At 56.8% G+C, this 13,738-nt stretch carries 15 protein-coding genes; 11 read left to right on the top strand and 4 right to left on the bottom strand.

Annotated features, from left to right (window positions below; translation table 11 throughout):
- Positions 1 to 92: 92 nt before the first annotated feature.
- The 11 genes from trmJ to sseB all read left to right on the top strand — a co-directional run bounded on the left by trmJ (position 93) and on the right by sseB (position 8,856).
- On the top strand, positions 93 to 818 hold the full coding sequence (gene trmJ / locus ACQG22_RS17370; RefSeq protein WP_013098295.1) for a tRNA (cytosine(32)/uridine(32)-2'-O)-methyltransferase TrmJ: 726 nt from the start codon (positions 93 to 95) through the stop codon (positions 816 to 818).
- A gap of 236 nt (positions 819 to 1,054) precedes the next feature.
- Positions 1,055 to 1,546, top strand: coding sequence for a Fe-S cluster assembly transcriptional regulator IscR (iscR, locus tag ACQG22_RS17365; protein ID WP_013098294.1), 492 nt, complete (start codon positions 1,055 to 1,057; stop codon positions 1,544 to 1,546).
- Between the two features lie 117 nt (positions 1,547 to 1,663).
- Entirely contained in the window at positions 1,664 to 2,878 is a 1,215-nt protein-coding gene (gene iscS / locus ACQG22_RS17360; RefSeq protein ID WP_003860663.1) for a cysteine desulfurase, read from the top strand.
- A gap of 25 nt (positions 2,879 to 2,903) precedes the next feature.
- Entirely contained in the window at positions 2,904 to 3,290 is a 387-nt protein-coding gene (iscU, locus tag ACQG22_RS17355; protein WP_003860661.1) for a Fe-S cluster assembly scaffold IscU, read from the top strand.
- A 13-nt stretch (positions 3,291 to 3,303) separates the two neighbouring features.
- Complete coding sequence (gene iscA / locus ACQG22_RS17350) at positions 3,304 to 3,627, top strand: iron-sulfur cluster assembly protein IscA (RefSeq protein ID WP_003860659.1); 324 nt, start codon at positions 3,304 to 3,306, stop codon at positions 3,625 to 3,627.
- Between the two features lie 80 nt (positions 3,628 to 3,707).
- The gene (gene hscB, locus ACQG22_RS17345) at positions 3,708 to 4,223 is read left to right on the top strand and encodes a co-chaperone HscB (RefSeq protein ID WP_369706699.1); all 516 of its coding nucleotides are present in this window, start codon (positions 3,708 to 3,710) and stop codon (positions 4,221 to 4,223) included.
- 14 nt (positions 4,224 to 4,237) lie between these two features.
- On the top strand, positions 4,238 to 6,088 hold the full coding sequence (gene hscA, locus ACQG22_RS17340) for a Fe-S protein assembly chaperone HscA (RefSeq protein WP_369706700.1): 1,851 nt from the start codon (positions 4,238 to 4,240) through the stop codon (positions 6,086 to 6,088).
- A gap of 1 nt (position 6,089) precedes the next feature.
- Positions 6,090 to 6,425, top strand: a complete 336-nt coding sequence (gene fdx / locus ACQG22_RS17335; RefSeq protein WP_003860652.1) for an ISC system 2Fe-2S type ferredoxin — start codon at positions 6,090 to 6,092, stop codon at positions 6,423 to 6,425.
- Between the two features lies 1 nt (position 6,426).
- The gene (iscX, locus tag ACQG22_RS17330; protein ID WP_003860650.1) at positions 6,427 to 6,627 is read left to right on the top strand and encodes a Fe-S cluster assembly protein IscX; all 201 of its coding nucleotides are present in this window, start codon (positions 6,427 to 6,429) and stop codon (positions 6,625 to 6,627) included.
- Positions 6,628 to 6,680: 53 nt separating this feature from the next.
- Entirely contained in the window at positions 6,681 to 7,967 is a 1,287-nt protein-coding gene (gene pepB / locus ACQG22_RS17325; protein WP_369706701.1) for an aminopeptidase PepB, read from the top strand.
- Positions 7,968 to 8,079: 112 nt separating this feature from the next.
- Entirely contained in the window at positions 8,080 to 8,856 is a 777-nt protein-coding gene (sseB, locus tag ACQG22_RS17320; protein ID WP_102752275.1) for an enhanced serine sensitivity protein SseB, read from the top strand.
- A gap of 17 nt (positions 8,857 to 8,873) precedes the next feature.
- On the opposite strand, the gene ACQG22_RS17315 is transcribed toward sseB, so the two are convergent.
- From ACQG22_RS17315 to ACQG22_RS17300, 4 genes are all read right to left on the bottom strand, one after another.
- The gene (locus tag ACQG22_RS17315) at positions 8,874 to 9,644 is read right to left on the bottom strand and encodes a MurR/RpiR family transcriptional regulator (RefSeq protein ID WP_013098289.1); all 771 of its coding nucleotides are present in this window, start codon (positions 9,642 to 9,644) and stop codon (positions 8,874 to 8,876) included.
- Positions 9,644 to 10,489: a 3-mercaptopyruvate sulfurtransferase gene (gene sseA / locus ACQG22_RS17310; RefSeq protein WP_058651812.1), complete on the bottom strand. Its 846-nt coding sequence runs from the start codon at positions 10,487 to 10,489 to the stop codon at positions 9,644 to 9,646. The genes ACQG22_RS17315 and sseA overlap by 1 nt, the downstream gene beginning before the upstream one ends.
- A 90-nt stretch (positions 10,490 to 10,579) precedes the next feature.
- Complete coding sequence (locus ACQG22_RS17305) at positions 10,580 to 11,947, bottom strand: 6-phospho-alpha-glucosidase (protein WP_369706702.1); 1,368 nt, start codon at positions 11,945 to 11,947, stop codon at positions 10,580 to 10,582.
- Positions 11,948 to 11,959: 12 nt separating this feature from the next.
- Positions 11,960 to 13,504, bottom strand: a complete 1,545-nt coding sequence (locus ACQG22_RS17300; protein WP_045293487.1) for a PTS transporter subunit EIIC — start codon at positions 13,502 to 13,504, stop codon at positions 11,960 to 11,962.
- Positions 13,505 to 13,738: the final 234 nt, after the last annotated feature.

The following is a 13,738-nucleotide window of genomic DNA, read 5'->3' as shown; positions in this document are numbered from 1 at the left end:
CGCAGAGTATAGCAGCGGGATCGGAATATGTCTCTCGTTTATGATAATATGCCCGAATATTCTTTAGACACTGAATTCAGACATCCAAAACTATGCTGCAAAACATTCGAATCGTGCTGGTCGAAACATCGCATACCGGCAATATGGGCTCCGTTGCCCGCGCTATGAAAACCATGGGCTTAACGAATCTGTGGCTGGTTAATCCGCTGGTGAAACCGGACTCTCAGGCCATCGCACTGGCCGCCGGTGCCAGCGACGTGATTGGCAACGCGCAAATTGTTGATACCCTGGACGAAGCGCTGGCGGGTTGCAGTCTGGTCGTCGGTACCAGCGCGCGTTCCCGTACGCTGCCGTGGCCAATGCTCGACCCGCGCGAATGCGGCCTGAAAAGTGTCTCAGAAGCGGAACAGGCGCCTGTGGCGCTGGTGTTTGGGCGTGAGCGCGTCGGCCTGACCAATGACGAACTGCAGAAGTGCCATTACCACGTCGCGATTGCGGCGAACCCGGAATACAGCTCGCTGAACCTGGCGATGGCGGTACAGGTCATTGCCTACGAAGTGCGGATGGCCTGGCTGGCGACCCAGGAGAAAGTGGCAGAACCGAAAGAAGAGACCGCCTATCCGCTGGTGGACGATCTGGAGCGCTTCTATGGTCACCTGGAGCAGACGCTGCTCTCTACCGGTTTTATCCGCGAAGGCCATCCGGGGCAGGTGATGAATAAGCTGCGTCGTCTGTTCACCCGTGCGCGTCCGGAAAGCCAGGAGCTGAACATCCTGCGTGGAATTCTGGCGTCGATTGAGCAGAAGAATAAAGAGTAGTGTCGTCTGTTCGCCGGGTGGCGCTGCGCTTACCCGGCCTACAAAACCCGTAGGCCCGTGCAAGCGCAGCGCCGCCGGGCAAAAGAATACGGCACGGAAGGTTAAATACCTGACTAAAACAGTCAAGTAAATAGTTGACCAATTTAGTCAGGAATGTCAGACTTAGCCCTGCTATGCAATACCCCATTTTACTATAAAAAACCCCGGGCAGGGGCGAGTTTGAGGTTAAGTAAGACATGAGACTGACATCTAAAGGGCGTTATGCCGTAACCGCGATGCTGGACGTTGCGCTCAACTCCGAAGCGGGCCCGGTTCCGTTGGCTGATATTTCTGAACGACAAGGGATCTCCCTCTCTTATCTGGAACAGCTGTTCTCCAGACTGCGTAAAAATGGACTGGTTTCCAGCGTTCGTGGTCCAGGCGGCGGTTATCTGCTGGGTAAAGACGCGGGCAGTATTGCGGTTGGCGAAGTCATTAGTGCGGTTGACGAATCCGTTGATGCGACCCGTTGCCAGGGTAAAGGTGGCTGCCAGGGCGGCGATAAGTGCCTGACCCACGCGCTGTGGCGCGATCTGAGCGACCGCCTGACCGGCTTCCTGAACAACATCACCCTCGGTGAACTGGTGAATAACCAGGAAGTTCTGGATGTATCGGGCCGTCAGCACAGCCAGGAATCTCAACGCAGCACCCGCGCGCAGGACGCTATCGACGTTAAATTACGCGCGTAATAAAAAGATAAGTATTTCAGAATCAGGCCGGGGCGAAGCTGCCCCGTGTACTCGGTCGTACATCCAGCCGGTTGCCTGATTCCTTGCATTGAAGCGATGTACGGAGTTTATAGAGCAATGAAATTACCGATTTATCTCGACTACTCCGCAACCACGCCGGTGGACCCGCGTGTTGCCGAGAAAATGATGCAGTGTCTGACCCTGGACGGAAACTTTGGTAACCCAGCTTCCCGTTCACACCGTTTTGGCTGGCATGCTGAAGAGGCGGTGGATATCGCCCGTAATCAGATTGCTGACCTGGTGGGTGCCGACCCGCGTGAGATTGTGTTCACCTCCGGTGCGACCGAATCCGACAACCTGGCGATCAAAGGTGCAGCCAACTTTTATCAGAAAAAAGGCAAGCACATCATCACCAGCAAAACCGAACATAAAGCCGTGCTGGACACCTGCCGTCAGCTCGAGCGTGAAGGCTTTGAAGTCACTTACCTGGCGCCACAGAGCAACGGTATTATTGACCTGAAAGAGCTCGAAGCGGCGATGCGTGATGACACCATCCTGGTTTCCATCATGCATGTAAACAACGAAATCGGCGTGGTGCAGGATATCGCGACCATCGGCGAAATGTGCCGTGCGCGCGGCATCATCTATCACGTTGATGCGACTCAGAGCGTGGGCAAACTGCCTATCGACCTGAGCCAGCTGAAAGTCGACCTGATGTCCTTCTCCGGCCACAAAATCTATGGCCCGAAAGGCATTGGCGCGCTGTACGTTCGTCGTAAGCCACGTATCCGCATTGAAGCGCAAATGCACGGTGGCGGTCATGAGCGCGGCATGCGTTCCGGTACGCTGCCTGTTCACCAGATCGTGGGCATGGGCGAAGCTTACCGCATTGCGAAAGAAGAGATGGAAACCGAGATGGCACGCCTGCGCACGCTGCGTAACCGTCTGTGGGACGGCGTGAAAGATATGGAAGAAGTGTATCTGAACGGCGATCTCGAGCAGGGCGCACCCAACATCCTCAACGTGAGCTTTAACTATGTTGAAGGCGAATCGCTGATCATGGCGCTGAAAGACCTGGCGGTCTCTTCCGGTTCTGCCTGTACGTCTGCAAGCCTGGAGCCATCCTACGTGCTGCGCGCGTTGGGTATGACTGACGAGCTGGCACACAGCTCTATCCGTTTCTCTTTAGGTCGTTTCACTACCGAAGAAGAGATTGACTACACCATCAAGCTGGTTCGCAACTCCATCGGCCGTCTGCGTGACCTTTCTCCACTGTGGGAAATGTTCAAGCAGGGCGTGGATCTGAACAGCATTGAATGGTCACATCACTAATCGGTACATTAAGGAGAATTCAATCATGGCATACAGCGAAAAAGTAATCGATCATTACGAAAACCCGCGCAACGTTGGCTCTTTTGACAACAGCGACGAGAGCGTAGGAAGCGGTATGGTTGGCGCGCCAGCTTGTGGCGACGTGATGAAGTTGCAGATTAAAGTCAACAATGAAGGTATCATTGAAGACGCGCGCTTCAAGACCTACGGCTGCGGTTCTGCTATCGCGTCCAGCTCCCTGGTCACCGAGTGGGTGAAGGGCAAGTCTCTGGACGAGGCACAGGCAATCAAGAACACGGATATTGCTGAAGAACTCGAACTGCCGCCGGTGAAAATTCACTGTTCTATCCTGGCAGAAGACGCGATCAAAGCCGCCATTGCGGATTACAAAAGCAAACGTGAAGCAAAATAATTGAGGTTTGAGTATGTCGATTACCCTTAGCGACAGCGCTGCCGCGCGAGTAAGCTCTTTTCTGGCGAACCGTGGTAAAGGCTTTGGCCTGCGACTGGGCGTACGTACCTCCGGCTGTTCTGGTATGGCTTACGTACTGGAGTTTGTTGACGAACCAGCGTCCGATGACACTGTGTTTGAAGACAAGGGCGTGAAGGTGGTGGTCGATGGCAAAAGCCTGCAATTCCTCAACGGCACTCAGCTGGACTTTGTAAAAGAAGGCCTGAACGAAGGGTTCAAATTCACGAACCCGAACGTCAAAGACGAGTGTGGTTGCGGCGAAAGCTTCCACGTTTAATCGCGCGTCATCCGAAACCCCACCGTGGCTTTATCCGCTACGCGTGGGGTTTGTTCTAACAGGCTACCCCTGAGATTGTTATGGATTACTTCACTCTCTTCGGTTTACCCGCTCAATACCCGATTGATCTCCAGGCGCTGACGATCCGTTTTCAGGACCTGCAGCGTCAGTATCATCCGGACAAATTCGCCAGCGGTACTCAGGCTGAACAACTGGCTGCGGTGTCGCAATCCGCGACCATCAACCAGGCCTGGCAGACGCTGCGCCATCCGCTGGCGCGTGCTGAATATCTGCTTTCGCTCCACGGCTTTGATCTGGCGAGCGAACAACACACCGTACGCGACACGGCGTTTCTGATGGAACAGCTTACGCTTCGCGAAGAGCTGGATGAGATTGAACAGGCCAAAGACGAAGCGCGTCTGGAAAGGTTCATCACGCGCGTGAAGGGCATGTTTGAGACCCGCCATCAGCAGATGGTGGCGCAACTGAACAACGAGACCTGGGACGTGGCGGCAGACACTGTGCGCAAACTCCGTTTTCTCGATAAACTGCGAAGCAGTGCTGAACAACTCGAAGAAAAGCTGCTCGATTTTTAATTTCGGAAGCAATTATGGCCTTATTACAAATTAGTGAGCCTGGCTTAAGTGCCGCACCGCACCAGCGTCGTCTGGCGGTGGGTATTGATCTCGGCACCACCAATTCCCTCGTGGCAACCGTGCGTAGCGGCCAGGCGGAGACGCTGGCTGACGAGCAGGGCCGCCATCTGCTGCCTTCCGTGGTCCACTACCAGCAGCAGGGCCACGCGGTGGGCTTTGATGCCCGCACTAACGCCGCGCGCGATCCGGCGAATACCATCAGCTCCGTTAAGCGGATGATGGGCCGCTCGCTGGCCGATATAAAGACCCGTTATCCGCATCTGCCGTATCAGCTGCAGGCCAGTGAAAACGGCCTGCCGATGATTGCGACTGCGGCCGGGCTGCTGAACCCGATTCGCGTATCCGCTGACATCCTTAAAGCGCTGGCGGAGCGTGCCACGGCAACGCTCGGCGGCGATTTAGACGGTGTGGTGATTACCGTTCCGGCCTACTTTGATGACGCACAGCGTCAGGGCACCAAAGACGCCGCGCGTCTGGCGGGCCTGCACGTGCTGCGCCTGCTGAACGAACCGACGGCGGCAGCGATTGCCTACGGCCTCGACTCCGGTCAGGAAGGGGTGATTGCGGTTTACGATCTCGGCGGCGGCACCTTTGATATCTCGATCCTGCGCTTAAGCCGTGGGGTGTTTGAAGTGCTGGCGACCGGCGGTGACTCCGCGCTGGGCGGCGATGACTTTGACCATCTGCTGGCGGATTACATTCGCGAGCAGGCGGGCATCAGCGATCGCAGCGATGCGCGCGTACAGCGTGAACTGCTGGATGCGGCCATCGAGGCCAAAATTGCGCTAAGCGATGCTGAGTCAGTCAGTGTGAACGTGGCGGGCTGGCAGGGTGAGATCGCCCGTGAACAGTTTAACGATCTCATCGCCCCCCTGGTGAAACGCACGCTGTTAGCCTGCCGTCGTGCGCTGAAAGATGCCGGCGTTGAGGCGGATGAAGTGCTGGAAGTGGTCATGGTGGGTGGTTCCACCCGCGTACCGCTGGTGCGTGAGCGTGTAGGCGAATTCTTTGGCCGCACGCCGCTGACCTCCATTGACCCGGACAAAGTGGTTGCCGTGGGCGCGGCGATTCAGGCGGATATTCTGGTCGGCAACAAGCCGGACAGTGAAATGCTGCTACTGGACGTTATCCCGCTGTCGCTGGGTTTAGAGACCATGGGCGGACTGGTGGAGAAAGTCATTCCGCGCAACACTACTATTCCGGTGGCACGTGCACAGGAGTTCACTACCTTTAAAGACGGTCAGACGGCCATGTCCATTCACGTGATGCAGGGCGAACGCGAACTGGTGCAGGACTGCCGCTCGCTGGCGCGCTTTGCGCTGCGGGGCATTCCGGCGCTGCCTGCGGGCGGGGCGCATATTCGCGTCACCTTCCAGGTGGATGCGGACGGCCTGCTGAGTGTCACGGCGATGGAAAAATCGACTGGTGTCGAATCGTCCATTCAGGTGAAGCCGTCCTACGGCCTGACCGATGGCGAAATCGCCTCCATGATTCAGGACTCAATGAGCTACGCCGAGCAGGATGTGAAGGCGCGTATGCTGGCCGAACAAAAAGTGGAAGCCGCACGCGTGCTGGAAAGCCTGAACGGCGCGCTCGCTGCCGATGCCGCGCTGTTAAGCGCCGCTGAGCGTCAGGTGATTGACGAGGCTGCTGCGCACTTAAGCGTGGTCGCCCAGGGCAATGACGCTGACGCAATAGAAGAAGCCATTAAAAACGTTGATAAACAAACCCAGGACTTTGCTGCTCGCCGCATGGACAAATCTGTCCGCGTCGCGCTGAAAGGCCAGTCCGTGGACGAGGTTTAATATGCCAAAGATTGTTATTTTGCCTCATGCGGACCTCTGTCCGGATGGCGCTGTTCTGGAAGCGAAGACCGGTGAAACCATTCTCGATGTTGCCCTGCGTGCAGGTATCGAAGTGGAACACGCCTGTGAAAAATCCTGTGCCTGCACAACATGCCACTGCATCGTGCGTGAAGGTTTCGACTCGCTTGCCGAGAGCACCGAAGACGAAGATGACATGCTGGATAAAGCATGGGGTCTGGAGCCCGACAGCCGCTTAAGCTGCCAGGCAGCGGTGACCGACGAGGATCTGGTCGTGGAGTTTCCACGCTACACCATCAACCACGCACGCGAGCATTAATATGGGACTGAAGTGGACAGACAGCCGTGAAATCGGCGAAGCGCTCTACGACGCTAACCCGGATCTCGATCCAAAAACCGTACGTTTCACCGATATGCATCAGTGGATCTGCGATTTAGAGGATTTTGACGACGATCCCAACGCATCCAATGAAAAAATTCTGGAGGCGATTCTGTTAGTCTGGTTAGATGAAGCAGAGTAAATCACGTAACGGGCTGCCTTCAGGCGGCCCGTTTGCTAATAAGGATAAATAAAATGACCGAAGCGATGAAGATTACGCTCTCTACGCAACCCGCCGATGCGCGTTGGGGCGAAAAAGCCACTTACAGTATCAACAACGACGGTATTACCCTGCACCTGACGGGCAACGACGATCTGGGCCTGATCCAGCGCGCCGCGCGTAAAGTTGATGGGCTCGGCATTAAGCATGTCTCTCTGGCAGGCGAGGGCTGGGACACCGACCGCAGCTGGGCGTTCTGGGCTGGTTATAAAGGGCCAAAAGGCACCCGCAAAATTGAGTGGGCCAACCTTGACGAAGCCGGTCAAAAAGAGCTGGAAAGCCGCCTGACCATTATCGACTGGGTACGTGACACCATTAACGCACCGGCAGAAGAGCTGGGGCCGGAACAGCTGGCACAGCGCGCCGTTGACCTGTTGTGCGGCGTGGCCGGCGACAACATGTCTTATCGCATCACCAAAGGTGAAGACCTGCGCGAGCAGAACTACATGGGCATTCACACCGTGGGTCGTGGCTCTGAGCGTCCACCGGTGCTGCTGGCGCTGGACTACAACCCAACCGGCGATAAAGACGCGCCAGTATTTGCCTGCCTGGTCGGGAAAGGTATCACCTTCGACACCGGTGGCTACAGCCTGAAGCAGAGCGCGTTCATGGACTCCATGAAATCCGACATGGGCGGGGCGGCAACCATCACTGGTGCGCTGGCGTTTGCGATTACCCGTGGCCTGAAAAAACGCGTGAAGCTGTACCTGTGCTGCGCGGACAACATGGTAAGCGGTAATGCCTTCAAGCTCGGCGACATCATTCGCTACCGCAACGGCAAAAATGTTGAAGTGATGAACACCGATGCAGAAGGTCGTCTGGTGCTGGCTGATGGCCTGATCGACGCTTCTGCCCAGAAGCCAGAGTTGATTATCGATATGGCCACCCTGACCGGCGCGGCAAAAACGGCGCTGGGTAACGACTACCATGCGCTGTTCAGCTTCGACGACAAGCTGGCGGCCCGCCTGCTGGCAAGCGCTGCGGCAGAAAACGAACCGTTCTGGCGTCTGCCGCTGGCGGAGTTCCACCGCAGCCAGCTGCCGTCTAATTTTGCCGAACTGAATAACACCGCGAGCGCGGCATACCCGGCGGGTGCAAGCACCGCAGCAGGCTTCCTGTCCCACTTCGTTGAGAACTATCACGAAGGCTGGCTGCATATCGACTGCTCCGCAACCTACCGTAAAGCGGCAGTTGAGCAGTGGTCTGCGGGCGCGACCGGCCTGGGCGTGCGTACCGTGGCGAACCTGCTGACGGCTGAGTAATGCTTTTTGCCCTCACCCTAACCCTCTCCCACGGGGAGAGGGGATGGTTTGCTCCCTCTCCCTTGAGGGAGAGGGCCGGGGTGAGGGGGGAAATTCGACATCTGGAATTGTTATGTCCGAAACCAAAAACGAATTAGAAACCCTGCTGGAACAGGCGGCGACCGAGCCCGCCCACCGTCCGGCATTTTTCCGCACGCTGCTGGAATCCACCGTCTGGGTGCCAGGAACCGCGGCGGAAGGTGAGCAGGTTGTTGAAGACAGCGCGCTGGATCTGCTGCACTGGGAGAAAGACGACGGCACCTCGGTGATCCCGTTCTTTACCTCGCTTGAAGCGCTGCAGACCGCCGTTGAAGACGAACAGGCGTTCGTGGTGATGCCGGTGCGCACGCTGTTCGAAATGACGCTGGGCCAGACGCTGTTCCTTAATGCGAAACTGCCGACCGGGAAAGAGTTCACGCCGCGTGAAATCAGCCATCTGATTGGTGAAGAGGGTAACCCGCTCAGCACCCAGGAAGTACTGGAAGGGGGCGAAACGCTGCTGCTCTCTGAAGTGGCCGAACCGCCAGCGCAGATGATCGATTCCCTGACCACGTTGTTCAAAACCCTGAAGCCGGTAAGACGCGCGTTCCTCTGTTCGATTAAAGAGCAAGCGGATGAACAGCCGGTACTGTTGATTGGTATTGAAGCTGACGCTGATATTGATGAGATCATCCAGGCGGCGGGCAGTGTGGCCACTGATACGTTGCCGGGCGATGAGCCAATTGATATCTGCCAGGTGAAGAACGGTGAGAAGGGCATCAGCCACTTTATTACCGAGCACATCACACCGTTTTATGAGCGTCGCTGGGGCGGTTTCCTGCGCGATCTCAAAACCAACCGCATCATCTGATTACAGCGGGGTGACTGTCACCCCGTTGCTTCCAGCAGCAGTAAATCCATCAGCAGTACCAGATTCGACTCAAACGACGTCACCCCTGCGGCTTCCGCGGCGTAATGCACCGCCTCGTCATAGAGAGCGAAGTGCACGTCCGCCATGCCCGCCAGCGTATTGGCCGAGGCGCGGGTAAACGCGACAATCGTCATCCCGACGTTTTTGGCGATCCGCGCTTTATCCAGCACCTGCTCTGTTTCGCCGCTGCGCGAGACGGCAATAAATACCTGATAACGGGCGGCGTTACTGAGAAAGATGTTCCGGCTGTCACCCGGCCCGGAGATAAACGCCGTTTTCCCCAGCACCTGCAGTTTTTTGGTCAGGTATTCGGCAAACAGATAGGAAAACCCGGCACCGTAGAGAAAGAAGCTCTCTTTGTGACGCAGCAGGTCGGCAAACTGCAGACGCTTCTCATCGGTCACCCACTGGAATGTCTGCTGATAGTTGGCAATAAACTGGCTGAACAGCGCGGGCAACTGCGGAAGGGCGTTTCCTTGCGTCGTAATATGCGGCGTGTCGGTGAGGAGCTGTTTGCAGTGCCAGATAAACTCGCTAAACCCGCTGAACCCCAGCTTCTGACACAGCCGCATAATCGTCGCGGTAGAGACAAATGTCGCCTGCGCCAGTTCCCGCACCGTGATGTTACCCACCAGCAGCGGATGCTCCGTGAGATGGGCGAGTACGCGATATTCCGCGCGGGTCAGCGATTCCCCGCGCGTTAACAGCGTGGCCAGGCGGTTATCCATTATTTCGCGGGTTCAACCGGCAGGTCGTCCCGCGCACCCCACTCACTCCAGGCGCCATCGTACAGCGTGACGTCGTTTACGCCGAGCGTGGCGAGCGCCAGGATCACCACGCAGGCCGTTACGCCGGAACCGCAGCTGGCAATAATTGGACGGTGTAAATCCACGCCCTGACGATCAAAAATCGCGCGTAGCTCATCGGTGGTTTTCAGCTCGCCCTCAAACACCAGATCGCCCCACGGCACGTTCAACGCCCCCGGAATGTGTCCGCGTTTCAGGCCAGGGCGAGGTTCGTCCGCTTCAGCGTTAAAACGTGCGGCAGGACGCGCATCGACGATTTGAGCAGTGTTTTCATGGCTGACGACCAGCACGTCGGTCAGGCGTTTCACCACATTTGCGTCAAACGTCGCGTCAAAATCCCCCTCCGGCAGCGTCACGTCCCCCTGCTGCAGCGGCAGTTCGTCGCGCTTCCAGCCAGCCAGACCCCCCGCCAGAATCGAGACTTTCTCGACGCCGAAGTTTTTCAGCATCCACCACGCGCGCGGGGCAGAGAAGAGGTTACCTTCATCATAAACAACGAGGTGTTTGTCTTTGCTGATGCCCAGCTCGCGCATCGCTACGGAGAAGGCTTCCGGGCGCGGCAGCATGTGCGGCAGAGGGGAGGTGTGATCGGAGAGGGTTTCGATATCAAAAAATACCGCGCCCGGCAGGTGCCCTGCGCGGTATTCACCGGGAACGTCACGATGCTCCTGGCCCGGAGGAGCCATACGCGCGTCAATAATCTGCACTTCAGGATCGTCGCCGTGCTCAATCAGCCAGTCGGCGGCGACAAAATATGAGGTGGACATGGGTTGCCTCCATTCTTTTCCGTAAAAAAGGATTGTCGATGTTTTTTCTGACACCGACAAGCAAACCACGTTCAACTCGCGAGCAAGCCCCTATTTTTTCACCGCTTCGCCGTTCTGCCAGGCTTTTTGCAGCGCAGGCCAGTACTCGCGGTTAGCCTCGATCATCTCATCCAGAATCGCTTTCGCGTGCTCCATGGTCGGTACGGTGCGATTCAGGGTAAATGCCTGCAGCGCTTTCTCATAGCTCCCTTCAATGGTTGCTTCCACCAGCAACTGTTCAGAGGCGAGCTGCTGTTGTAGCAGCGTCTGATGAAACAGCGGCACCTGGCCCACGCGGACAGGCTCTGGCCCCTCTGAGGTGATATAAGCGGGAACCTCAACGACCGCATCGTACGGCAGATTGGTAATTGCCCCGCGGTTTTCCACCATCACCAGATGACGGCTCCGCAGGTTGAAGGCCAGCGAGCAGGCGACATCGACGATAAACTCGCCGTGAACGCCAACGTGGAAGGCGTCCGGCAGGATCCCGGTACGCTTATATTCTTCGGCTGCGGCAAACAGCTTTTTCTCACGCCCGTTCATCACTTCGTTAGCGCGAGTGTAGTCCGGGTTCTGATGCTCAACAATCTGGTTCGGCATCAGGTAGTACTGCAGATACGGGTTCGGCAGATACTCCGGGAAGTTATCCATGATCGGCTTGATGTTGCGCCAGGTTTTCACCCACGACGGATCGGAGTGCTGCGGGTCGGTTTTGGCGGCATCTTCTGTCAGCAGACCAAACTTCGCGATATGTTTACGCAGCTCCGGCAGCTTGTCCTCGCCGTCCACCAACACACGGGTAAACCAGCCGAAGTGATTCAGCCCAAAGTAGTCCACCTCCAGCTTGCGGCGATCGACCCCCAGAATGGCTCCCATGTTACGCATTGCGGCAACCGGCATATCGCAAATATTCAGCACGCGGGCGTTCGGCCGCAGGCGACGCACCCCCTCTGCGACGATTGCCGCCGGATTGGAGTAGTTTACGATCCATGCTTTTTCATGCGCGTAGCGATCCACCAGATCGATAAGCTCGACCATTGGCAGGATCGTACGCAGCCCGTAAGCCAGCCCGCCGGGGCCGCAGGTCTCCTGACCAACCACGCCTTGGCGCAGCGGGATCTTCTCATCCTGCTCACGCATTTTATACTGGCCAACGCGCATCTGGGCGAAGACGAAGTGTGCGCCGCTGAAGGCCACTTCCGGGTCATTGGTGACGGTAAATTTGATGCTCTGGCTGTGGTCGCGGATCACTTTTTCCACCACCGGGGCAATCGTGTTCTGACGCGCCTCGTCGATGTCGTAAAGGCGGATTTCGGCCAGCGGGAAGTCCTGCAGACGCACCATCAGGCTTTTCACAATACCTGGCGTGTAGGTGCTACCGCCGCCAGCAATCGACAGAATGAATGGGGGTGTAAACATCTTTAGCTCCTTTCAGAGAAACGTCTCAACGGCTTCTCGCATTTTTTTGACATGCAGCCCGTAGACCACCTGAACGTTGTTACCTTGTTTGATAATCCCTTTTGCGCCGGTCGCTTTCAGGCGCGGCTCATCAATGATGGCGACATCCTTTACCGTCACACGTAAGCGGGTGTAACAGTTATCCACCACTTCAATATTTTCCCGGCCGCCCAGACCGACGACGATGGATTCACCCAGCCCGTCGTTATTGCCCTTCGCCTGGTACTCCTGTTTGCTGTAAAGGCGCGTCTCCTGGTCCTCATCTTCACGGCCTGGCGTTTTCATGTTGAAACGCAGGATCAGGAAGCGGAACACCACGAAGTAGAGGGCGAACATGATCAGCCCGACCACGATGTACATCGGCCAGTTGGACTTCTCCGTACCGAGCGGCAGGTTGTAGAGAATAAAATCGATAATCCCGTTAGCGCCGATGGCGTGAACACCCAGCAGGGAGAACAGCATCATCCCGATACCCGTCAGCACCGCGTGCACCACGAACAGCAGCGGGGCGACAAACAGGAAGGAGAACTCGATGGGCTCGGTGACACCGACCAGCAGTGAAGTGAGCGCCGCCGGGATCAGAATCGCTTTTGCTGCCGCTTTACGCTCCGGCTTTGCGGTCATGTACATCGCCAGCGCCGCCGCCGGCAGGCCAAACATCTTGCTGATGCCGCGCGCATCCCATACCACCGTGCTGCTGAGCTGTTTCACCTCCGGGCAGGCCATTTCCGCGAAGTAAATGTTGCGCGCGCCCTGATAAACCGTACCGCACACCTCTTGCGTGCCGCCCAGTTCGGTATACAGGAACGGGGTATAGACCAGATGATGCAGACCGGTGGGCACCAGAATGCGCTCAAGGAAGCCGTAGATCGCCACGCCGAACGGACCAGAACCTTTGATGGCAAGCGCCATTGCGCTAATGCCGTGCTGGGCAAACGGCCACAGCTCGCTCATCACTACGCCGAGCAGCATGGAAACGGGCAGCATCACAATGGCGACAAAACAGTGACCAGAGTAAATCGCCATCGCGCCGTTAAACTGTACGCCGGAGTATTTGTTGTACAGGTATCCAGAAAGCGCGCCGGTCAGGATCCCGGCGAACACGCCCATCTCCAGCACCTGAACGCCCAGCACCATAGTCTGCCCGGCGGCTTTCATCTGTGCTGCGGGTGCCAGTTCGCCCTGAAGCTGTAGCGTGACATTCATGGCGTTGATAAACACCACAAACGTTACCAGCCCAATCAGCGCCGCGTAGCCTTTGTCCCGTGTTGCCAGACCAATCGGGATGCCGACGGCAAACACCAGGGCCAGGTTAACCAGCACCGACACGGCAGATTTGGCGATCAGCTGGCCGATGTTCTGGATCAGCGGATGGCCGAGAAACGGCAGATACTCGGCCAGGTTGCCATTGCCCAGCACATTGCCAAAGGCGATAAACAGACCGACGATCGGTAAAATAAGTACCGGTCCGTACAATGATTTTCCGAAATTTTGTAGGGCGTTCACGGCTCGTTTCATGGCTTTCTCTCTTATTGAACCGCGCACTCGGGGTGCGTCTTGAGCTTACTCTCTTATTGAACCGCGCACTCGGGGTGCGTCTTGAGCTTAAAACTAGCAGGCTCCCGGCGAGCTTATCCAGCTATCTTCTTGTTTTAAAAACAAATGACGTGAAAGGTAACATGTGACGTTTGACGTTGTGATCGGCGTAACATCACCACGTTGACGATGCGAGCCGCCTTCCAGATCCTAAAA

Origin of the sequence: Enterobacter cloacae complex sp. 309I3, from assembly GCF_050031595.1 — a bacterium.
Classification (GTDB): domain Bacteria; phylum Pseudomonadota; class Gammaproteobacteria; order Enterobacterales; family Enterobacteriaceae; genus Enterobacter; species Enterobacter cloacae.
The sequence above is the reverse complement of the archived record's forward strand: the minus strand, read 5'-3'. Positions and strand labels throughout refer to the sequence as shown.

Bases quoted from the DNA above. Each gene is read 5' to 3' on its own strand.
- ACQG22_RS17305 (WP_369706702.1), bottom strand. From the start codon at position 11,947: ATGTTTACACCCCCATTCATTCTGTCGATTGCTGGCGGCGGTAGCACC.
- ACQG22_RS17300 (WP_045293487.1), bottom strand. From the start codon at position 13,504: ATGAAACGAGCCGTGAACGCCCTACAAAATTTCGGAAAATCATTGTAC.
- sseB (WP_102752275.1), top strand. From the start codon at position 8,080: ATGTCCGAAACCAAAAACGAATTAGAAACCCTGCTGGAACAGGCGGCG.
- iscR (WP_013098294.1), top strand. From the start codon at position 1,055: ATGAGACTGACATCTAAAGGGCGTTATGCCGTAACCGCGATGCTGGAC.
- pepB (WP_369706701.1), top strand. From the start codon at position 6,681: ATGACCGAAGCGATGAAGATTACGCTCTCTACGCAACCCGCCGATGCG.
- trmJ (WP_013098295.1), top strand. From the start codon at position 93: ATGCTGCAAAACATTCGAATCGTGCTGGTCGAAACATCGCATACCGGC.
- ACQG22_RS17315 (WP_013098289.1), bottom strand. From the start codon at position 9,644: ATGGATAACCGCCTGGCCACGCTGTTAACGCGCGGGGAATCGCTGACC.
- iscS (WP_003860663.1), top strand. From the start codon at position 1,664: ATGAAATTACCGATTTATCTCGACTACTCCGCAACCACGCCGGTGGAC.
- iscX (WP_003860650.1), top strand. From the start codon at position 6,427: ATGGGACTGAAGTGGACAGACAGCCGTGAAATCGGCGAAGCGCTCTAC.
- fdx (WP_003860652.1), top strand. From the start codon at position 6,090: ATGCCAAAGATTGTTATTTTGCCTCATGCGGACCTCTGTCCGGATGGC.
- iscU (WP_003860661.1), top strand. From the start codon at position 2,904: ATGGCATACAGCGAAAAAGTAATCGATCATTACGAAAACCCGCGCAAC.
- iscA (WP_003860659.1), top strand. From the start codon at position 3,304: ATGTCGATTACCCTTAGCGACAGCGCTGCCGCGCGAGTAAGCTCTTTT.
- sseA (WP_058651812.1), bottom strand. From the start codon at position 10,489: ATGTCCACCTCATATTTTGTCGCCGCCGACTGGCTGATTGAGCACGGC.
- hscA (WP_369706700.1), top strand. From the start codon at position 4,238: ATGGCCTTATTACAAATTAGTGAGCCTGGCTTAAGTGCCGCACCGCAC.
- hscB (WP_369706699.1), top strand. From the start codon at position 3,708: ATGGATTACTTCACTCTCTTCGGTTTACCCGCTCAATACCCGATTGAT.